This window comes from Chitinophaga sp., assembly GCF_035538455.1.
Lineage (GTDB): Bacteria > Bacteroidota > Bacteroidia > Chitinophagales > Chitinophagaceae > Chitinophaga.
On the sequence record NZ_DATLKJ010000102.1, the window covers coordinates 1 to 20,396 of the forward strand.

Genomic DNA, 20,396 nt, shown 5'->3' on the forward strand with positions numbered 1-20,396 from the left:
TTCACTTAACGGGGTCTTCGTTTTTATAGTCTTAATGAAAATATCAATCAATCTACACAATCTTCGTACATCAGAAGAATCAAATCAATCACACAAATCACAGTTCAGACATTACAGTGCGCGTTTCACCGCTTCTGCGTAGGCAATATTTGAATTATACGTGTATATCATCATACCGCCTTTGGCACCCTGTTTAGGTATCCATTTGGCGATGGCTACTGCATTCGAAAGACCGGTACCTCCTTCAGCATAGGCGCCGAAAACCACTTTGGAGGCAGGTATCAGGTTAGTGCCTGTGAGGTAGTTCATGGCCAGTTGTGCGCGGGTGGTATCCCATCCGTTGTAAGTCTGGAGCTGGAAATAATTGAAGGCGTCGCGGTAGTTGGCGGCGATGGGGTCCCACGAGTATACATCGATGCCGGAAGCGATATGCAGCTGGGTATTGTTGGCGGCTTTCATGCCGAAGTATTTTGTGAGCTCGCCTACACAGGAGAGGAAGTTGGGGGTTGCAGCCATGCTGGCGCTATACCAGCCGTAGTAACCTGTTTTTTGGTAGCCCGGGAAACGAGGAATGGGAGATGGAGCAGCTCCACTATGCTCTACATCGAGGCTGATACCATTCAGCTTCATGCTGTCGAGTAATAAGGTTTTCAGCTTCTGCGCCCATGCAGCCGGAGAGGCATATCCGTCGGGTTTACCATCCTGCCAGCTTTTGCTGTCATCGATATTCTGGAGCACCAGGATACCGCGTTTTTGTAATGCTTTAATATCGCTGTAATACTCTGCATAAGAGCTATAGGTACCCATCATGCCTTGCCCTGCGGGGTTGGCAATAGTATCCAGGTAATGGTAGTATTTAATGCCAAACAGGATGACGATGTCTACACTGTCCGGAATGTTCCTGAGTTTGAAACCAGGGTTGCGGCCGTCGGTGATGAAGTAGGCAATACATTGCCTGGCGCCTGAGCTGGGCGTGCGGGAGGTAGCAACAGCAGCCTTGTTGGCGGGGATTTCCTGTATGCCCTCCTGTACCTCTTTTTTACAGGCGCTGAAAAGGATGGTGCCTGCACATAGTGCGGCCATGATGATAGATGTTCTCATGCGTGAAATGTTTATATAAGTGAAGAAATAGAGAAATGACTACGTGGACAGTCGTGATAATAATGCTCATTGTTCAGCTATTGGGTTACCAGATAAGAAGATACGATTTTTTTGCGGACTTCCTGATAAATCGTTTTGCACTTGGATGTTAATCCATGTCCTTAAAAAAATAAAACCGGCACGTAGTGATGGCGTGCCGGTGTATATGAAACAAACTAACCAATATGCCTATACGGTTCTGAAGCTCAGTTGGTACATCCTGCCTCTTTCCATCAGTTTTACTTCCAGCTCGCGCATTTCTGCAGGTACCAGATCTACCGGCGCGACAGCTCTTACTTCCTCTGCTTCACTGCTGAAATAATTCTTTACAAAGGGAATCCTGCGGTATTGTTTCCGGACATGTTCTGCTGTTTCGTCAATGATGACGATGCGGGTACCAGGCTTGGCTACACGAATCATCTCCCGGATGGCCCGCTGCCGGTCGTTGAAGAAGTTGATGCCACCTACATGAAATACGCTGTCGAAAGTATGGTCCTTAAAGGGCAGGTACTCTGCATTGCCTTTGAACAGTTGCATTTCACGGTTCCATTTCAGTTTATTGCGTACAGCCTGCCGCAGCATACCACCGGATATATCCAGTCCATAGTACTCTGCGAAGTCGGGAAGGACCTTGATGTTCCAGCCTGTGCCCACTGATGTTTCCAGTACTTTATAACCTGGTCTCACTTCTACATCTGTCATCCATTTGCGGCGCAGCCGGTTCAGGTCAATGAAAAGGGCCATGATGCGCTCCGCTATATTGCTGAAGCGGCTGAAGCGGTCATAAAGGTGCTGATATTTCTTATTCAGTCCGTTTACTTCTTCCAGCGACAAAAAATCAGGGATGCCATTGAATACGGGGATGTTGTTGCCGGATGTATCTTCGAAATTGAGGGCTTCTGTGGTATGTACAGATTGATGATTATATGGATTGATGAGTATCTCTGCTAATGCCTGGCTTTTCATGGTTCTCGTCGTTTATGCTGCAAAACAACGTAACCTTCGGCAACCAGAAAACAGAGATTGTATAAAAGCCCCGGGAATGTCGGTGAAACGCATAATTGTTCCGGTGGACTGTGGTTATTTATGATTGATTTGATTATCCTGATGAGCGAAGATTATATCCTGCTCACCAGGATAATTACAAGTGTTACACTGAATTACTATTCGGTGGCGCTTTTAGCGTTGATAACGCCCCAGCCGAATTTGCTGCTTTTATTGGTATAGAGACTGGCAGATTCTGCCATTTTGTTCAGTACATCGCTGCTGGTATAGGAGGGGAATTTGCTCCATACCAGTGCTGCAATGCCGGCGCAGGTGGCAGTGGCCACAGAAGAGCCGCCCACGGTAGAAGGAACATCTCCCGCCATGGCGAGTGATAAGGGATGCTTCCCATCTTGCACCCTTTCCATTACGACGGTGAAATCTACTTCCTTGCCCACGTGACAATCAGCGCAACGTTCCGTCTGATTATCTTTTACGCCGGTAACTGCTACCACTTCGTCCATATAGGCGGGGAAGATAACGCCCACGAAGCTGGCGGTGAAGGAGGTGGAGGTACCTGCGGCGCAGAATATGAGTTTACCTTTTCCTTTAGCATAACGGATAGCATCTGCAATTTTGCTCTCTTTGATAATGGTCCCCATGCTCATGCTCACGATTTTCACATCGGCTGAATTGCCGGCCAGTGTGAAGGCATCGGTAACGCCTTGTACTTCGTCGCTGCCGCTGATTAATACATCATCTGCGGCGCGTACGGTTACGAGGTTGGCATTATAGGCAACACCGGTCATGCTGTTGTCGTTGCCTCTGGGGGCGGCGCATACGCTGGCCATTTTGGTGCCGTGGCCGCAGCCGTCTGCAGTGGTGCCACCGGGTCTTGTCACTTTCTTTTGAATGGTTCTGCCGGAAGATGCACCCTGGTTGAAATCGTCGCCCAGGTTTTCCTGATCCGGGCTTACGCCAGTGTCAATGATCATTACTTTGATGCCTTTGCCGGTAGCGTTGGTCCAGGCTTCATCAATTTTACTATACGTATAGTTCCATGATTTCTTTGTTCCGGGCTGCATGTTGAAGTAGTGGGCGCCGGCAACGAGGCTGTTGTCGCCTGTATTGCCGCCGCATCCTGAACCGGAACCGGAAGAAGAGGATGATTCGGTTTGGGGGGCGGAGGTGGTGTTAGTCAGATCACCATAACCGGTGGGTTCTGCATAACGAACGAGGGAAGATGAGCGCAGGGCTTTCAATGTGGCCTGCCTGGAAACTTTTACATCGATAACCGGCAGTATATCCTGATTGAACACGATAGTGGCCGCGCCTTTTTCGTTTTCACGGATAATCCGGAGTACCTCTTCCCTGGCGGCTTGCCACTCACTGCTGTGAATGTCTATCGTATGGATCTTTTCATTCAGCCCGGAGAAGCCAGCGGGCTGATAACCTACAGAGAGGATGCTGTCACTGTGCAGCAGTGCGCCCTGCACCATATTGATGCTGGCAGCTGACCATTCAAATTTTCCTTTTGTCTGTAATTCATTTTTGATAAAACGGTTGATGTCGGCGATGCTACTAATGGTAGTGTCATTGTTCACAACTGAAATTGCCTGTCTGTCTGATTTGTTACAAGACGACGCCCAGCACAATACGGTGCCAAGGGCCAGGGTGTAGACCTTTTTCATAAGAATATTTGAGTTAAGAAATAACAGGTTGCTACAACATCATTATTCACATAATAATTTGTACCGGGTTTAATAGAAATAACGGATAGTGCTTAGCGCTCGATGCTCTCTGTTCAGATAATGCAGTGGAAAGATACAGGGAAATTTTTGTAGCGGCAGGTTAAGAAAATATTAAGGGGGCTGAGGCATGAGTAAGAGGGGCGCTCTCATGGGCATTAGAAGCGCATTATAAGCTGATTGGATGTGTACCAGATTAAAATAGATATTAGCTTTCAGGCTTTAGTGTTTATCTATGAAACCTAAAGCCTAAAAGCTAAAACCTGTTATCGGCTATAATTTTACGCTTTTGCTGATCACTTCTTCGGAGGTGAGTCCAAATATCGGTGGAGTGGGGACGCCGATGATACCAAGGTAAGTATAGATCTGTGCGCGGTGATGTATTTCATGTTCGATCATGGCGCGCAGCCACTTCCAGGTAATTATTTTACCATCGCCGGGGGCGAGGCATTCGCGTTGGAGGTCTTCATCGCGGAGGCTGCTGAATATTTCCATAGATTGCCGGTGCATTTCATTGAAGTAACTGATTACGTTGTCGTAACCATCGGCGAGGTCTTTGCCGCAGCCCTGGTAGGCGCTGGGTCTTCCCGCGACGGTTTCCCCATACATATACCGCTCAATAGCCACAATATGTCTGACCTGGTCGCCGAGTGTGAATTTACCGGGTTTATAGGTCCATTCCAGCTGGTCGGGCGGGATGACCTGTATTACCTTGCTGGTACGTTTCCGTATCTTTCCAAAATAGTCGATGAAAGTGTCTACTGTTTTGATTTCCATATACCATTAATTTGCTTTAATGAGGGTTACAATAGCGGTGGCCACCTGTTTTTCCAGGTCTTCATCAATAGAGTAGAGGTCTGCTTGTGCGATGGTGAGGGTTCTGCCGCCTTTGAGGAGCCGGGCCCGGGTTACCAGTCTGTTTCCCTGTGCGGGGTTCAGGAAGCTGATTTTGAATTCCACCGTGAGAAAGCTGGCATCGTTGGTGTGTATGGTGCCGGCTGCATAACCTGCAGCCGTATCGGCCATTGCGGCCAGCACGCCGCCATGAAAGATCCCTGAAGTCCGCAGCAGGAAGTCTTGCGGCGCAACGCTGATTTCCATATAGCCGTGACCGATATCTGTGATCTCTGCCCCATAGGCAGCCATGAGTTTTTGTCTGGCAAAGCTGTCGCGTATTCTCTTTTCTATCTGAGGGTCGGGTTTTTTCATAGCGTGTTGAATTAATTTTCGAATTTAGGAATTATAATTGTCAGAACTGTGATTTATGTGATTGAGTTGATTATTTTGATGTGCGAAGATTATAAGGAAGGCCCATTTAGAATCACTCTAAATGGGCCTTCCTTATAATCTGTTATCTTCTTCTTTATAATTCAATCATATGAATCACCGTCCCAATCACTTGGGCAGCACTTCGCTCAGTTTTTTCTCAAGGTCATCACCGCGGAGATTTTTTGCAATGATTTTTCCATTAGGGTCGAGGAGGAAGTTCTGTGGGATACCGCGTACTGCGTATAGTTTGGCGGCTTCATTGTCCCAGAATTTCAGATCGGAAACATGTGTCCAGGTAAGGTGGTCGTTGTTGATGGCTTTGAGCCAGGCATCTTTACCGGTGGGCTGATCCAGGGAAACGCCCAGTATGGTGAACTGTTTGTCTTTGTATTTATTGAAGGCAGCTACCACATGCGGGTTTTCTGCACGGCATGGGCCGCACCAGGAAGCCCAGAAATCAATCAGTACATATTTACCTCTGAAGTCTGCCAGGCGAATGGGGTTGCCAAGTGTATCATTCTGTGTGAACTCCGGCGCTACAACACCGATAGCGGTCTGTTTCCAGCCATTGATCAGTTTGGAGAACTCTTTGCCTTTGCTGCTGTTTCTGACGTTGACAGATAAACTACCGAAGATCTTTTCCAGTTCATTCACATCATCGGGAGTAGAGCCAGCATAGTAATATAAGGCATCCAGGCTGACGAGCGTACCGGGATTGGCTTTTACGTAAGCGCCATAAGCTGCCTTTTCTGTTTCGCGGAGTGCCTTGTATTTGGCTTCTGTTTCTTTTTTAAAGGCTTCCGTCTTCTGTGTTTCTTCGCTGGCTGTTTCGTAGAGTTTGTACAATTGTTCTCTTTCTGCATTGGCTGGTTTGAGCAACACTTGCAGTCTTGCGTTGTCTGCATTCAGGCGGGACCCGCTGATAGTAGCTTTGGAAACAGAATCGGGGCTATTGAGCGTAATGGCGCCTTTTTCGAGGTATACGTCAAGTACATCACGGTCGTATGGCCTGACGGGCGGAGTGGCATGTTTCAGGACCAGGGTGGCTTTCACGGGATCTTTTAAGTTGCCTTTGAATTCGAAGGTTCCGTTTTTAAGATCGGCGGAATCCTGTATTCTGTTGCTTTCGGCGCGATAGTACAGGAATGCTTTTGCAGGCGCCTGCAGATTACCTACTTTTCCTTTGAGCGTGAATGCTCCTTCCTGTGCATAGAGCGCAACGGGTAACGTCATTGCGGCTATTGTCAGCATTTTTTTCATTGATGAGAATTTAAGATGATGATATTATGTTGAATGTAATGGTTGATTAAAACGGCCTGGTATCGACTGGTACGCCCCACTGCGGATTAAATTGCAGTACGATGTTGGAAATGGTGAGTATAAAATCTTTTGAGTCGATGGCGCCGGTAAATGTCTGGTTGCCAAGTTTGTGCTGTATGGTTGTTTTACCCCAGGGTTTGCCGCCTTCGAGGCAGAAGCGTTTCAGGTCGAGCAGCCGTTTGAAGGAGCCCACTGGTAGTTCGCGGCGTCTTTCATCCAGTACGGCTTTGATCACTTCATCCTGTGAGCCGACTGTTAACGGTGGTGTTCCTGTTTTATAACGGTATTTTCTCAGTGTATTCAGATCATTGATGGCATCAGCCAGCCGGTTGGTGCGTGCATAACCTTCTGCACGCATGAGCAGTAACTCGGGATAGCTGAATCCTGCCGTCATCCAGGTTTTGGCGTTGCCGCCAGCACTGGCGGTACGGTAGTATTGCAGCCGGGCGCCGTCGTCATAGGTAACGCTGTTGTAAGTTGTTTTGTAACCGGGCGCTTTGAGCAGGAAATATTTATACCGCAGGTCTGTAGCTGAATCAAACAATGCGATGAACTCATCTGATGCATAACCGTAGGGAGATGTGCCTGCAGCGGCATCCAGCCTTCTGAAGAACAGCATTTCGCGGCTATTGGCAGCAGTTAGGAAATTGTCCTGTCCTTTGATAAGACTGGTGAGCGGATTGTCCGGCGTGGAGAGACTGAAGCTGTTGTAGTCATAGATAACCCTGTCTGGCCCGCTGCCGGCAGCGGCTGTCCATGCGAGGTTGGCGTAGTATACCACGCTGTCATACTTCTGCGTGAAGAGGTGGTAATATGCCAGCAAAGCCTGTCCTGTCGCCTTATTGGGGCGTGAAGGCCAGCTGGTTACTTCCGGCAGTCCAGGTAATGCGGTGTGAATGTCTGCCAGCACTTTTGCAAATGCTTCTCCCTGCGTGGAGAGATCTGGCATAGGTGCTCCCTGATCTGCGCTGGTTACATACGGAATGCTTTTCGTACTGTTGTTGCCGCCGGGCTTATACACAGGGCCATATATCTGGGTAGTGATGAAATAGCTCCAGGCCCTGTCTATCAGCGCCTGTGAGACTACCCGTGCAGCATATTCTTTTTCTTCAGGTCCGGACAACTGAAGGCTCTTTATTCCATCTATCACGTTGTTGAAATATGCCATGTTACCGTAGGTGCCATAACTACTCCACATCCAGTCTGATACGGCAGGGTTTTTATATGGCTGCCGGAAAGTATAGGCATAGAACCGGTCGATGTTGGGATGGTTGTTGGCTTTATACGCAATGTTTCCCAGGCCATCTGTCAGGCTGATATTATCTGTGAGGAAAGGCAGCAGGCTACCGCGGTTGTTATCCATAAAATTCCAGGAAGCAATGCCGTCATTGTCCAGCAGATGATCGAAGTCCGCCACTTCTGTAGGAATGAGTTTCCCTTTGGGTTTCACATCCAGGAACTTGTTGCATGACACAAAGGCCGGTAGTATCGCAGCGATGGTATATAGTAGTCGATGTATTTTCATGATCGTTGCAGTTGATGGTTAAAGACTGAAAGTGATGCCTGCATAGAACTCCGGCCTTAACGGCAGCGAAGTATATCCCTGTTCGGTGAAGGCGCCGGTACCGCCGGTCGTGTTGATTTCTGCTGTTTCCGGATCACGATGGTCGGAGTTGGCGGTGAGCATAAACAGGTTCCTGGTCTGGAAGTATATTTTTACATTTTCGAAGCCGATCCGTTTCAGTAATTTCCTGTTGAGCGAGTAAGCCAATGTTACATCGCGCAGTTTCAGGTAGTTGGCGCTTTCCAGAAATATGTCTGAATACGGGAAGTAAAACATATCCATGTTCCAGGAAGATAGTTTAGGGTAGATGGTTGTGTTCTCATCTCCCGGCTGGCGCCATCTTTCGCTGACATGTTTATTCTGGAAATTGGAACCGCTGAAAACATCTCTCCTTAATACATTTCCCAGTTTCGAAATGATCATAAAAGAAGCGTCGAAGTTTTTATACCGGAATGTGTTGGTAAAACCGATTACATATTTCGGGCGGAGTGTACCGCCGTATTTCATATCGGCTATCTCTACGTTGCCACCGCTTACTTTCTGTCCTTTGTCAGAATAGAATTGTGCAACGCCATTGTTATCGAGGCCGGCGAAAGGATAGCCGTACATGGCATCCAGCGGGTCGCCTACGCGTCTTACACTGGTGGTAAGCGAGGATGCATATACGTAGCTTACATTATACCGGGTTACTTTGTTTTCGTTATAGCTGAAGTTGGCCAGGGCGTTCCAGGAGAAATTTCTTCTTCTCACCACATCTGCATTTACAGACAGTTCGATGCCATTGTTGCGCATGGCGCCAATGTTTTTGGTGAGGGAGGAAAACCCGCGCGTAGGGTCCACCTGATCGGGCGCCAGGAGGTCTGTGCTGTATTTGCGATAGTAGTCAAGCGTTACATTCAGGCGCTGGTTGAACAGAGAGAGATCGATGCCAGCGTTGGTGCTTTGTGTCTTTTCCCAGCGCAAGGAATTGTTGGGCGGAGATGAGATGCCATAAGATACATCGCCGGTATATACAGAATAGCTGCCGGGCTTGATGATCAGGAAGGGACCTGCGTTCAGGGATATGTTACCATTGATACCATAGGAGCCTCTGATATCCAGCCTGCTGATCCAGGGAACATGAAAGAACTTCTCTTCGGCAAGTTTATACGTAGCGCCGGCAGACCATAGCGGTTTATAGCGGTAACGGGGGTCTGTGCCGAAGAAGTTGGTCTGATCCAGTCTTATGCTGCCACTTACAATAAAGCGGTTGTCGTATTCATAAGAACCGTTGGCATACCATGATACAAAGCGGTTATCCTGGTAAGTGTATGCGCCGATGTAAGCATTGGTACGATTGGCCAGCAGCATGTCGGCATCGTACACGCCAGCGTTATAGTCCGTGTAATTGAATGTAGCAAATGTACCGGCCTGGTCGTTGTATCCAAAGCGGGTAGGGAAGGCGTTGTTATCAGTGGTGTACTGGCTGATCTCATTACCAGCAATCAGCGAGATGCGGTGTTTTCTGCCGAAGTCATTGCTGTAATTCAGCTGAGTACGGAACATGTATGCCTGGTTGTTACTGCGTGTTTCATCTATCATATTACCATCCGGGATATAGTGTTTGGATGGATTGGAGATGGATGTATTATCATTATACAGGTTGCGCATCGTGAAGGAGTTCTTGTCGTATATATTCCTGATGAGTGTATTGCCCCTTGACCACATACCACCTACTTCCGCGCGCAGGTTATTGAAGAGGCGCACGTTGACGCTTCCACCCAGGCGCAGCAGGAGATCCTGTGTTCTGGAACTCTGCCTGGTAAGGTCTTCCAGCACATTGTAGTTGAGTGGCTTCAGTCCATTGAACTTCGTGTAGTAATCTTCCTTCGATTTATTTTTGGAGATAAGATCCTGTGGTTTCCCTGTTGCCGGATCAACGATAAGATCGTAAGGCTGTATGGTGCCATAAGGAGAAAAGCCCAGGAGATCTGTCCAGTTACTATTGGGCGCGGCGCTGGTAGCGTAGCTGACATTGGAGAACAGCCGTACCGTTACGTCCTTGTTGGGTTTCCAGTCGTTCTTAATATCGAATAGCAGGCGATTGTCGTAATTGCGTATCGTGTTGTTTTCATTGCTCACATATTTAACAGCCGCATTGAGCATACTCTTTTCGCTACCGCCTGAGAGTGAGATATTATGTTGCTGGGTGAATTGATTGCGGAAGTAGTATCGCTGCAACTGTTCCAGTCCGTTGTTATTGCGTAGCTGGTTTATTTTCTTATCAGCTTCTCCGGCACTCATCCAGCCATTGTCTTTTGCCAGCATGTAATAGACTACAGGACTTGTTTTGTCGTAGGCTTTGTAAGAGTTGAGTGCATCAGAAGGGTCCTGTTTGTATACATCTATTTCCGCATCGATGTAATCGGAGGAATTGGCGCGGTTGAGATAGGAGAGTTGCGGCTTCAGCGTTACGCCGGCTGATCCTCTGTAAGCTACGCGCAGCTTGCCGCCGGCGCTTTGCTTTGTAGTGACCACGATAACGCCATTGGAAGAGCGTGCGCCATAAATAGAAGCCGCCACCGCATCTTTCAGTACAGTAACAGAAGCGATATTATCGATGTTGATCGTTTCAAGCCCGCCATTGATAGGGTATCCGTCTACTACTATCAGCGGCGCTCTGCTGGCGCTGGAAAGGAAAGTGGACACCCCTCTGATCTCGACATTGCCTTCCTTTGTGAGTACGACGCCTGCGGCCTGTCCTTCCAGTGCGGCTTTCAGGTCGGGCTTCAGTTTATTTTCCAGTCTTGCCGGATCAATTACGGAAAAGGAGCCGGTGGCCCTTTCCCGTGAAATAGTCTGGTATCCGGTGTTTACAACGGCTATCTCTGTGAGTTTACTGGCGGCACGCCGCATACGGAGGTTGAGTGTTGTTCTGTTTTCGGCGGCGAGCTGCATGCGTTCAAACCCGATAGAGGTAAATATCAATACGGCGCGATTGTCAGGCGTGGTCAGCTGGTATTCTCCGTTGGCATCTGTCTGTGTTCCTTTGGTGGTGCCGCGTACGATGATGGTGACACCTGGCAGCGGATTGCCATCTTCATCCGTAATGCGGCCTGTAATGGTGACGGGTGGAGGCGGTGGGGCCGGTTGCACCGGAACGGCAGGTATAACCTGCATCATGAGGGTAACGGTTTTGTCTTCGATGGAGAAGTCAAGCCCCTGTCCGCGGAGAGAAGCCTCGAGCAATTCTTCTACGGTTACATTCTTTACATCCAGAGTGACAGGGTTCGTGTGTTGGACTATATCATAGTTGTAAAACACAACATAACCGGCTTGTTGTTTCAGTACTTTGAATACTGTTGTGAGCGGCACATTGCGGCCGGTAAAACTGACTCGTTGTGCTCTGCTAGCCGCACTGATATGCAGTGCGCCGGCGAGTAAAAAGATGGCAGATAATCTCATGGTCGTCCAGATTTTGGCAGGCAGACTACTCCGTTGAATCGAGCTGGTGTATGCTGAACGCCGGGATCTGCTCCGGGAGGAATGATATTCCTGTACAATGGTTGGTAGCTGTACTGCAATAGAGGGTGTGCACGACATCGCCTCTTTGATTTGGTACAAAGCAGTTGAAATCATACTTTTGATTTGGGTGATAAAATAGTTTACGCGACTAGTTGTTACCCTTTTTCAAACCAGTGATGTTGGCTCATCACTGGTTTTTTAATGGGTGGTTTTTGTTGGATTATTGTTCTACTTCGATCGGCGGTTGGTTTTAAAAGTGAATAAATCAGTTATTACTATTGGTTGTGCGTTAGTTTTATTTCAGGACAGTAATATGTCTTCCTTCTATGCTGAATCTTACCTGGTTTTGTTCCAGTATCTTCAATACTTTGGTCAGGGGCAGATTGCGCTGCATGCCACCGGCGAAACGCAGGGAGGGTGGTATTCCTTCGTAGGTGACGTCAATATTGTACCAACGTTCAAGTTGCCGCATCACTGTTTGTATATCTGCTTTATCAAAGATGAAAAAACCATTCTTCCAGGCTGTTTCCTGGTCTGTATCAACGTTTGCTACACTAATTGCTGCATTCTGTACAACCGCCTGTTGCTGAGGAATCAGGCGCCTTGCTGCTCCGCCTGCTGATACGTTTACCGCGCCCTCCAGCAATGTTACCTTCATGGTCTTTTCGTTGGTATAGGCCATGATATTGAAGTGTGTGCCCAGTACTGTTACGTCTGCGCCGTTCACTTTTACATGAAAGGGTTGGCGTGCCAGCGGGGCCACTTCGAAGTAGCCTTCGCCGGTGAGCTCTACTGTTCTTTCACTACCAGTGAAGGCAGTGGGGTAGTGCAGGGAACTGGCTGCATTGAGCCATACGATCGTGCCGTCAGGCAGGGCTACCTGGTATTGCCCTCCCTTAGGAGTGGAGAGCGTATTATAACTTACCGCTGTTGCCGTACCGGCAGGCTGGTAGGCCAGCTGGCCGCTTCGCAGCTTTACCACCTGCGCATTGCCCTGTTTGCCGAGCGTACCATTCTGCGCATCATCCAGCTGGATAACTGAGCCATCGCTGAGGGTGAGTACAGCTTTGTTACCGCCTGGCGCCACTTCGTTGTGATACCGTAGTGATACCGGCGCCGGAGGCTTTTCAGTGGTTGACGGCTTCCAGAAATAATACAGGCAGCCGGCGAGTACGCCTATGGTGACAGCGGCGGCGGCCCATGACCACCATAGGCGGCGATGTACGGGTATGGTCACCGGTGTGGTTTTGTCTGTCGCTATAATGTGTTCCAATAACGGCTGCCAGGTGGTGGTATCTATATCAGTTGCCGGCGGCGTTTCCATCATCAGCTCAGACAATATGGTTGTACATATTTCCCTGTTGTCTTCCTGTTGCAGGAAGCAGTACAGCTCCTCCTTGCCGGCGGGCGTTTCCGTACCGGAAAGCCTTTGCCGCAGCAGATGCTTTAATCGTTGTTCCTGCATGTTGTTTTTATTATCAGTATGCGCTGTTTACACTGTTCCCTGTATGTATAGAATGAGCTGCGGCAATGAAGGACCTATCCTTTAGAAAAAAATTTTTAGCGATATATCATGATAAGCCATACCAGGGGGATACCGTATCCACATCGTTCGAGATGGGTTCTGATGGACCTCAGGGAAAATACGAGTGCATTTTTTACTGTGTGTGGTGACAGCTGAAGGGCGTTGGCGATTTCTGGTATTTTCATGCCCTGGTTGCGGCTCATCTGGTAAATGCGCCTGCGTTGGGGCGATAAGCCGGCTACGGCTTCTGCTATGATGTGATGTATTTCCTTGATGCTGATCTCCTGTGTAGGGGCAATGGTGGCAGCACCAGCTGCGTTGGTACGTAATCGTTGTTCGGTGGCTTCTTTGCGGAGGTATGTGTAACATTCATTGGAGGCCACCCGGAAAAGCCATGCCCGTGGGTGTTCAATCTCCGGGAGCTTATCGCGGTTCAGCCACACCCGCAGGAATGTTGTCTGTATCACTTCCCGGGCATCTTCTTCTGATTTTACTATCTTTTGTACAAAAGGCGCCAGTATGTGCAGCATTGCATGAAACAACCGTCCAAAGGCATCTTCATCACCTTCGGCTATCCGCTGGAACAGCGCCTGCTCTTCATCGTTATTATTATGCATTGTTAACATCCCATCCGCCGGGAGTCTGCGTAAAGAAACACATTGTGGATACCGCTTCTCCAGTTCCCGGTCTTTAAAAATACTGCTAAGATTCATATTATACCCGGTTTTTCTTTCATAAAATCAGCAGTGCCACTTTATTGGTCTCTATCCGCATGCCGGTGGCAAGGCGGTGCTGCTATATAAAAACGACTGTATTTCTATTAGTCTACTAGTTTTGTAGACAAATTTAAATGGGATTCTTCTTTTAAACAAAAGAAAATATAACTGCGCTGCGGTGGCGCTGTTACAGCGGATGTGGGGATGGGGAAAATACAGGGGGAGGCGGGTGGGAAAACTTTTTTTTAGCGGCAGATTTTCTGCTGACATACTGTTGTCACAACCCGGTAGTTTCTTTGTATTGTAAATAAAAACAACCACACTATGATACACGAAATGATCACTACCAACACTACGATTGCTTCCCTGATGAAGAACTATGCAAACTATAACAGCTGGGCCAACAGCCGTCTGGTGGAATGGCTGCGTTCCAAACCAGCACATGTTCTGGAGCAGGAGGTACCTTCCAGCTTTAATACTATCAAGCAAACGGTGCTGCATATATTACAGGCTCAATGCTATTGGCTGTGTATGATTAAAAGACAGTCTTTTGACACTGTGACTGATTTCAACTGTAGCCTGGAAGAGGCTTTCGCCGGTATTGTGGAGCAATCCGCAGCAATGGCGGATTATGTGAATAACATGACAGCTGAGCATATTGAAGAGGTGACTTCTATCGTCAGCCCCTGGTTCCGATCAGACTTCGAGAATTTTGAATATATCCTGCATTGCATGAACCACAGTACTTATCACCGTGGCCAGATCGTTACGATGGCGCATAATCTGGGTGTTACGGAAGCGCCGATGACTGATTACAATTACTATAATGTGAATGCCCGTTAACCGGCTAATTTCACGCGGAAAGCACCCATGGATGTTCGCGGCGCATCAGCTTTGATGCGGCCGCTCACGATCAGGTGCTCCAGCCTTGAACTGAGGAATGCATCCCCCAGGCCGTTACGGGGATCACATAGCCCCATAGCATTACCAATTACCCTGGCTGCCGTTTTCCAGCTACGGGAACAACTTTGCAGCAGCAGATCATCGTGGGCGGAGAGGTCCAGGAACTGCAGAATTCCATTTTCATCACATTCCCTGAGCAGTTCAGGTCTGGCTACAATTCTTTCATATTCCTGTGCAAGCTCGTTGCGCGCTGTATCATTCAGCATTACAGCCTGGCTGATCATCGGGGCCAGCTCTTCTGCGCGATTCACAGGGAGGGCTCCATACCCATGATTCGGCGGCACTTGTACCAGCATAACGTTAACGGCCGTATGTTGCAGCCAATAGCAGGCCATCCTGATAAATACATAATCGTTCCCATCACTGCCAGCCCATAATAGCAGTCTCTTGACGGGTTGTTCGCGCAGCTGCGTCAGCAGCCTATGCCAGGGTTCAAAAGCGTCAGTGTCTTCAGCCCAGTTGACGCCCTCTTTACTAAAGCTTAATCCCTTCAGAAACTTCATCCTTTTCACCCCATCGTTCAGCGGGCCTGTGCCTGGAATATCATTTATACAGAAGGTTTCTCCTTCCAGCATATTCTTGCTGATGGCCCACCTCAGCGTGCCGGCTCCACTCAGGGAAGATGTTACGTGCAAATCAGTCATAAAAAGCTATTACCCAAAAATAATCTTTAATACCGATTCCGGCTTTAACATGAGTTTAACAGCTTATCCAGCGGCATACGGTAGGAAAGTTTCAAGACCTGGAGTTTTACTGTCATACGCGGTGGATATTCCGGCCGTTTTTTTAAACAACTAAAAGCAACTTTATGAAGCACAAGTTATTTTTTGCGACAATACTGACAGCAGCCGTTATGGTAGGCACAGCCGCCGGAACGATGGCGCAACAGGCCCCGTCAAAGGCGCCCCGTAAACAGGCTACAGATACTGCGAAGAAAGCATCCAGCCATGTTGTTGTGCCGGTAGGAAAAGCACCGCAGAAGGAAGATCCGGCAAAGAAGCCGATTAAAAAACATTAAAGATCATAGCCGCAACCAGTGCGGCAACAGATGGCGGAATCGATATGGTTTGTGAATTACGCGGTCTCCCCCTGCTTCAGCAGAGGGGGACTTTCCCGTTTGATAGACTGAGACCGCCATTATTAAAATGACATTAAATCTTAAAAAATAATGATGAGACAGTAGAGGGGGGAGCATGAAATCACGTTTCTAGTGTACAACGAACGGGCCTTCAACAAGGAAAACTGTTCATGCGCGCGGAGGGAGTCGCATCAGAAGTACTGTATTTATTATAAAATTTATCGCTTGTGCGTGCAGATGGTCTTTACGAACAGTTCCGGCTGGTATTCGAAAAATTTTATAACCCGCTTTGCAAATATGCTAACAGTTTTGTGAAGGAAGAGAGTGTGTGCGAAGATATTGTACAGGAAGTGTTCGTCAGGATTTGGGAAACACGCAAAGACCTGATACAATCTGATAGCCTGAGATTTTATCTTTTTACAGCGGTACGCAATAATAGTCTTACCTATCTGAGCAGGGAGCAACGGCTGCCGGTATATAGCCTTTCTGAGATGGATCTGGAAGATAATGACGCCATAGCAGAGATGACGCCATCATCAGAAGAAACGGTGAATTATCAGGCATTACTGGGACAGGGTATAGAGCAGCTTCCGCCGAAATGCAAGGAAGTTTTTCTATTGAGCCGCATGGGAGAACTGAGTAACCAGGAGGTAGCTGACAGTCTTGGTATATCTGTGAAGACGGTAAATAACCAGTTGTGGAAAGCATTGAAGCTGCTGAAAGCTTTTGCCAGAAGTGCGGGTTCGTGGATACTGATTTTTTTATGAGGAAGATAGGAACATTGCAATAGTTTATGTTTTGTTAAGTAGGAGTGAGAGAAATTATGACTGTATTACCAGATAGCATAAAAGAGATTATCGTAAACCGGCTCCGGGGTGCTATGACACCGGAAGAGGAGAAGGTGCTGGATGAATGGCGAAGGCAGCAGCCAGCGCATGAAGCCGAGCTGGCCCGCTATGATGCGGTGTGGGATCAGAGCGCTGAAATACTTCGCAGTCCTGATTTTGATGTAGCCAGAGCATGGCAGCGTGTAGACCAGCGGTTGATGCGTAGTGTGGAAGAAGAGGATAAGCAGGGTCGCACTGTGATGATCTGGAAATACCTCAAAGGTGGCATTGCAGCGGCAGCAGCAGCAGTTGCGATACTTGCCGGCTGGCAGCTGTTTCACAAAACAGATAAGCAGGTAACATGGAGGGTGGCCACCGCAGATACAGCGAACAGGTATGTCCGCCTGCCGGACAGCTCACTGGTGCTGCTTCGTAAGGGCGCTACCATTACCTATAGTTCTGCGTTTGGTAACCGTGACAGACAGGTAGCACTTATCGGAGATGCTTTCTTTGATATCGCGCCAAATGAGAAACTACCTTTCCGGGTTCAAACTGAAAGGTCATTGATAAAAGTACTGGGCACCTCTTTCGTAGTAAATACGACCACCAAATCAGACCGCGTGGTAGTAATGACCGGAAAGATTATGTTCTCCGATAAAGCAGCTCCGGAAAATCAATGTGTCGTTTCAGCAAAAGAAGATGTGTCTTTTACCGGCAAGTCATTTGAAAAAAGAGACGTAACTGATTCCAATTGTCTTTCCTGGCAGACTGGTGTGCTTCAGTTTACCAATACGCCGCTGCAGGAGGTGATCAGGGATTTGTCATCATATTATGGAACAACTGTTAAACTGAATGATACGCTAAAAATGGGCGCAGTGAAGGTTACTGCCAGCTTCCGGGGACAGCCGCTGAACGAAGTACTGGAAGAAATAACTGTTATTACAGGCCTTCACTACCGTAAACAGGAGGACAATGTAATCAATATTTACTGACCCTTTTTCTTAGTGAATTAAACAGACGGTGATTAAAGCAAACGATAATGGGGGTGTCCGCTCAGTTACAATATAGTAAAGCAGGACTGAAACTATTTTTATTACTGATCATCCTAACTGGCGGCAGCAGTGCCTTTGCCCAGGGGAGGCTGCTCGGAAAGAGATTTACGTGCCATACCGTAAAGGGAACAGTGACAGCTTTATTAGAAAAACTCGGTGTGTGGAGTGGCACTGTCATTGAGTATTCAGGACAATATCTGGAAGGAGGCGGAATTATAAGCCTGCAGGAAAAAGAAACAACAGTTGGCGAAGTATTGAATGAGCTGCTGGCGGGAAGAAAGGTGAAAATAGCGGAGCGGAATGGAAAGATTGTGCTGATTCCTTCAGAGGCAGTGTTGACAACCCTAAAACCCCCGGATGAGTATATCCTGTTTGGATATACCACTGAAGAGAGTAGCCTGGAACCTTTGCCTTATGCAATTATCAGGGATATGGAGACCGGGCAGATGTGTCAGTCGAATATGTTTGGGTATTACAGCCTCCGGTTGAACGGGGGCATTCACCATATAAAAGTGATGCACGCAGGTTATCCTCCAACAATGTCAGAGGTGTTTATCAACGCCACAACGAGACGTAATCTCGCTGTGAGTCCTGCCGTATTGCCGGAAGTAAAGGTGACACCTGGTGCGATGGTACCGAAAGATGGCGGTTCCAGTATGGAAAAGTATTTGTCTACCGCTTACAACAACTTTCTTGGTGAAAGTGATCCTGTGCGGTCATTGTACATGATGCCGGGTAATACGGAATCGCAGGAAAGCACGGGTAAGCTGATGGTGCGCGGAGGTGATCCGGAGCAGAGTATTTTTCTGCTGGATGGCAATCAGGTATTCAATCCAACGCACCTGCTGGGAGAGTTGTCTATCGTCAGTGAAGTGTCGATGAAATCGATCAGGCAGTTCAAGAATGATTTTCCCGGCCGGTTTGATGGTGCATTGTCATCCGTAACGGAAGTGAATACCAAAGACGGCAGCATGGACAAATGGAGCGGACAGGCCAATGCAGGTCTGCTGGCAGGCGCCCTAACGCTGGAAGGACCACTGAAGAAAGGACGTACCGCAATGATGGCCTCCTTCAGACGAAGCTGGTCTGACCCGCTGCTGCATATGATTGACAGCAACTCCCGGTTACGGTTTTACGATATTCATTTTAAGGTCACGCATCTGTTCGACAGCAACAATAAGTTAATGGTCAGCGGATATATGGGCGAGGATCGCCTGGAGCTGAGTGAAAATGAGTACCAGAATCTGCAGGTGTGGGGCAACCGGCTGGCAACGGTTAACTGGAGTCATGTATTGGGGCCGCGCGCATTTGTAAACACGACGGTGAATGTGAGTAACTATCATAATCTCGCAGGTATGAAGTTCACGGTGTATGATTCCACCGGAGAAGCCAAGGAGACGAAGGCGTACAATACCTACGCATCCATAGAGCGGTATGAGGCCAGAACGCAGTTTGAAATCAATGCATCGCCTACAACACAATTCCGCTTCGGTGGCAAGGCGCTGTATACAGTGATACATCCGTTTGGAACAAATATCTCTTCGAAAGTGGGGGAAGTGCCGGATGGCTTTAAGGCGATGAAGCCGCTGCCCTTCACAGAATATTCACTGTATTATGAAAATGAGTTCAGGCTTCATCCACGGTTGTTGATCCGACCCGGCGTGCTTTTCAGCTCGTACAAGTTCAGGAGTTATAACTTCAGTTCATTTCAGCCGAGGTTATTTGCAGCATACCGTATCGGGAAAAATCAGCATCTGAGTTTTTCTTACGCGAGGATGGCGCAGTACCTGCATCAGGTGACAAGCCCCTATCTTGGTGTAAACAGTGAGCTGTGGGTGCCCAGTACTGCACTGTTGCGGCCCGCTGAGAGTGATATGTTCAACCTGGGATACAATCTGAATGATAATAAAGGCAATTTTTTCTCTGCCGATGTGTATTACAAGAAGATGAACAACGTCACCAACTTCGCAGATAAAGGAAATAACTTTTATAACGAAGATACGTGGGAGCAGGACATTACTACCGGCAAAGGCTGGAGCTATGGTGCAGAGCTGCTGGCAGGCAAAAAGTGGAAGAAGTGGCAGTTCCAGTTATCTTATACGTTGGCGTGGAGCTGGCGACAGTTTGAAGATGTGAATGACGGGAAGAAGTTTCCCTTCCGTTTCGACAGGCGGCATAATGTGAATATTGCTGCCAACTATCGTCCGGATAAGCACTGGGATCTGGGGATGGTGTGGTATTTCAGCTCAGGTGACTGGTTGCAGTCGGTGAACATTCTCCCGGTGGAAGATGATGATGGTTTTAAATACGACTGGTCATCGCCTTACAGCAAACGGGGGCCCTGTAATCAACGGATTAATGCTAATGTGAATTATCATTTTGTTACAGGCAATTTGAGACACAAGGTTTCAGGAGGTTTGTACAATGCATATCAATCAAGGCTTAAATATTCGACGGATATCGAGAATGCGGGTGATAATGGTAACTTAAACTTATCAGGCAATCGAATATTTGACCTTACATATTATCTGTCCTATACCTTGAATTTCTGACAGATGATATATTGTTAGATCTAGCGAATTTATACTCAAAATAGTTTAACAACAGAGGTGCCTCTTTTGCGGCTGGCCTCTAATTTTCACTAGTTTATTTTGATCGATGCTTCCCGGTTTAACGGATATGATATGGTTAAGACTTTAAATCGGG

At 47.9% G+C, this 20,396-nt stretch carries 16 protein-coding genes; 5 read left to right on the plus strand and 11 right to left on the minus strand.

Annotated features, from left to right (window positions below):
* Positions 1-111: 111 nt before the first annotated feature.
* From endOF3 to VM802_RS12690, 10 genes are all read right to left on the minus strand, one after another.
* The gene (endOF3, locus tag VM802_RS12645) at positions 112-1,101 is read right to left on the minus strand and encodes an endo-beta-N-acetylglucosaminidase F3 (RefSeq protein WP_325530947.1); all 990 of its coding nucleotides are present in this window, start codon (positions 1,099-1,101) and stop codon (positions 112-114) included.
* A 228-nt stretch (positions 1,102-1,329) separates the two neighbouring features.
* Entirely contained in the window at positions 1,330-2,106 is a 777-nt protein-coding gene (locus VM802_RS12650; RefSeq protein WP_325530949.1) for a class I SAM-dependent methyltransferase, read from the minus strand.
* Between the two features lie 197 nt (positions 2,107-2,303).
* Positions 2,304-3,815: a S8 family peptidase gene (locus VM802_RS12655; protein WP_325530951.1), complete on the minus strand. Its 1,512-nt coding sequence runs from the start codon at positions 3,813-3,815 to the stop codon at positions 2,304-2,306.
* A 330-nt stretch (positions 3,816-4,145) separates the two neighbouring features.
* Positions 4,146-4,649 carry a DinB family protein gene (locus tag VM802_RS12660; protein ID WP_325530953.1) on the minus strand — a complete coding sequence of 168 codons (504 nt, stop codon included), beginning with the start codon at positions 4,647-4,649 and terminating at the stop codon, positions 4,146-4,148.
* Between the two features lie 6 nt (positions 4,650-4,655).
* Positions 4,656-5,081, minus strand: a complete 426-nt coding sequence (locus VM802_RS12665) for a PaaI family thioesterase (RefSeq protein WP_325530955.1) — start codon at positions 5,079-5,081, stop codon at positions 4,656-4,658.
* A gap of 186 nt (positions 5,082-5,267) precedes the next feature.
* On the minus strand, positions 5,268-6,401 hold the full coding sequence (locus VM802_RS12670) for a redoxin domain-containing protein (protein WP_325530957.1): 1,134 nt from the start codon (positions 6,399-6,401) through the stop codon (positions 5,268-5,270).
* 46 nt (positions 6,402-6,447) lie between these two features.
* Entirely contained in the window at positions 6,448-7,986 is a 1,539-nt protein-coding gene (locus VM802_RS12675; protein ID WP_325530959.1) for a RagB/SusD family nutrient uptake outer membrane protein, read from the minus strand.
* Between the two features lie 18 nt (positions 7,987-8,004).
* Positions 8,005-11,643, minus strand: a complete 3,639-nt coding sequence (locus VM802_RS12680) for a SusC/RagA family TonB-linked outer membrane protein (protein ID WP_325530961.1) — start codon at positions 11,641-11,643, stop codon at positions 8,005-8,007.
* 181 nt (positions 11,644-11,824) lie between these two features.
* Complete coding sequence (locus VM802_RS12685; RefSeq protein WP_325530963.1) at positions 11,825-12,994, minus strand: FecR family protein; 1,170 nt, start codon at positions 12,992-12,994, stop codon at positions 11,825-11,827.
* 95 nt (positions 12,995-13,089) lie between these two features.
* Positions 13,090-13,767 carry an RNA polymerase sigma factor gene (locus tag VM802_RS12690; RefSeq protein ID WP_325530965.1) on the minus strand — a complete coding sequence of 226 codons (678 nt, stop codon included), beginning with the start codon at positions 13,765-13,767 and terminating at the stop codon, positions 13,090-13,092.
* 327 nt (positions 13,768-14,094) lie between these two features.
* On the opposite strand from VM802_RS12690, the gene VM802_RS12695 reads away from it, so the two are divergent.
* Complete coding sequence (locus VM802_RS12695; protein WP_325530967.1) at positions 14,095-14,613, plus strand: DinB family protein; 519 nt, start codon at positions 14,095-14,097, stop codon at positions 14,611-14,613.
* On the opposite strand, the gene VM802_RS12700 is transcribed toward VM802_RS12695, so the two are convergent.
* Positions 14,610-15,377 carry a DUF3658 domain-containing protein gene (locus tag VM802_RS12700; protein ID WP_325530969.1) on the minus strand — a complete coding sequence of 256 codons (768 nt, stop codon included), beginning with the start codon at positions 15,375-15,377 and terminating at the stop codon, positions 14,610-14,612. The two genes, VM802_RS12695 and VM802_RS12700, sit on opposite strands and share 4 nt — an antisense overlap.
* Before the next feature lie 164 nt (positions 15,378-15,541).
* Between VM802_RS12700 and VM802_RS12705 the strand changes: the two genes are divergently transcribed.
* The 4 genes from VM802_RS12705 (at position 15,542) to VM802_RS12720 (ending at position 20,242) form a co-directional block, all read left to right on the plus strand.
* The gene (locus VM802_RS12705; RefSeq protein WP_325530971.1) at positions 15,542-15,751 is read left to right on the plus strand and encodes a hypothetical protein; all 210 of its coding nucleotides are present in this window, start codon (positions 15,542-15,544) and stop codon (positions 15,749-15,751) included.
* A gap of 287 nt (positions 15,752-16,038) precedes the next feature.
* Positions 16,039-16,578 (plus strand): RNA polymerase sigma-70 factor, encoded by a 540-nt coding sequence (locus tag VM802_RS12710; protein WP_325530973.1) that lies wholly within the window; start codon positions 16,039-16,041, stop codon positions 16,576-16,578.
* 56 nt (positions 16,579-16,634) lie between these two features.
* Entirely contained in the window at positions 16,635-17,630 is a 996-nt protein-coding gene (locus tag VM802_RS12715) for a FecR domain-containing protein (protein WP_325530975.1), read from the plus strand.
* Positions 17,631-17,677: 47 nt separating this feature from the next.
* Positions 17,678-20,242, plus strand: coding sequence for a TonB-dependent receptor (locus VM802_RS12720; protein WP_325530977.1), 2,565 nt, complete (start codon positions 17,678-17,680; stop codon positions 20,240-20,242).
* The last annotated feature ends 154 nt before the right edge of the window (positions 20,243-20,396 follow it).

Excerpts from the sequence above, each read along its gene's own strand:
- endOF3 (WP_325530947.1), bottom strand. The coding sequence starts at position 1,101 with ATGAGAACATCTATCATCATGGCCGCACTATGTGCAGGCACCATCCTT.
- VM802_RS12650 (WP_325530949.1), bottom strand. The coding sequence starts at position 2,106 with ATGAAAAGCCAGGCATTAGCAGAGATACTCATCAATCCATATAATCAT.
- VM802_RS12655 (WP_325530951.1), bottom strand. The coding sequence starts at position 3,815 with ATGAAAAAGGTCTACACCCTGGCCCTTGGCACCGTATTGTGCTGGGCG.
- VM802_RS12660 (WP_325530953.1), bottom strand. The coding sequence starts at position 4,649 with ATGGAAATCAAAACAGTAGACACTTTCATCGACTATTTTGGAAAGATA.
- VM802_RS12665 (WP_325530955.1), bottom strand. The coding sequence starts at position 5,081 with ATGAAAAAACCCGACCCTCAGATAGAAAAGAGAATACGCGACAGCTTT.
- VM802_RS12670 (WP_325530957.1), bottom strand. The coding sequence starts at position 6,401 with ATGAAAAAAATGCTGACAATAGCCGCAATGACGTTACCCGTTGCGCTC.
- VM802_RS12675 (WP_325530959.1), bottom strand. The coding sequence starts at position 7,986 with ATGAAAATACATCGACTACTATATACCATCGCTGCGATACTACCGGCC.
- VM802_RS12680 (WP_325530961.1), bottom strand. The coding sequence starts at position 11,643 with ATGATTTCAACTGCTTTGTACCAAATCAAAGAGGCGATGTCGTGCACA.
- VM802_RS12685 (WP_325530963.1), bottom strand. The coding sequence starts at position 12,994 with ATGCAGGAACAACGATTAAAGCATCTGCTGCGGCAAAGGCTTTCCGGT.
- VM802_RS12690 (WP_325530965.1), bottom strand. The coding sequence starts at position 13,767 with ATGAATCTTAGCAGTATTTTTAAAGACCGGGAACTGGAGAAGCGGTAT.
- VM802_RS12695 (WP_325530967.1), top strand. The coding sequence starts at position 14,095 with ATGATACACGAAATGATCACTACCAACACTACGATTGCTTCCCTGATG.
- VM802_RS12700 (WP_325530969.1), bottom strand. The coding sequence starts at position 15,377 with ATGACTGATTTGCACGTAACATCTTCCCTGAGTGGAGCCGGCACGCTG.
- VM802_RS12705 (WP_325530971.1), top strand. The coding sequence starts at position 15,542 with ATGAAGCACAAGTTATTTTTTGCGACAATACTGACAGCAGCCGTTATG.
- VM802_RS12715 (WP_325530975.1), top strand. The coding sequence starts at position 16,635 with ATGACTGTATTACCAGATAGCATAAAAGAGATTATCGTAAACCGGCTC.
- VM802_RS12720 (WP_325530977.1), top strand. The coding sequence starts at position 17,678 with ATGGGGGTGTCCGCTCAGTTACAATATAGTAAAGCAGGACTGAAACTA.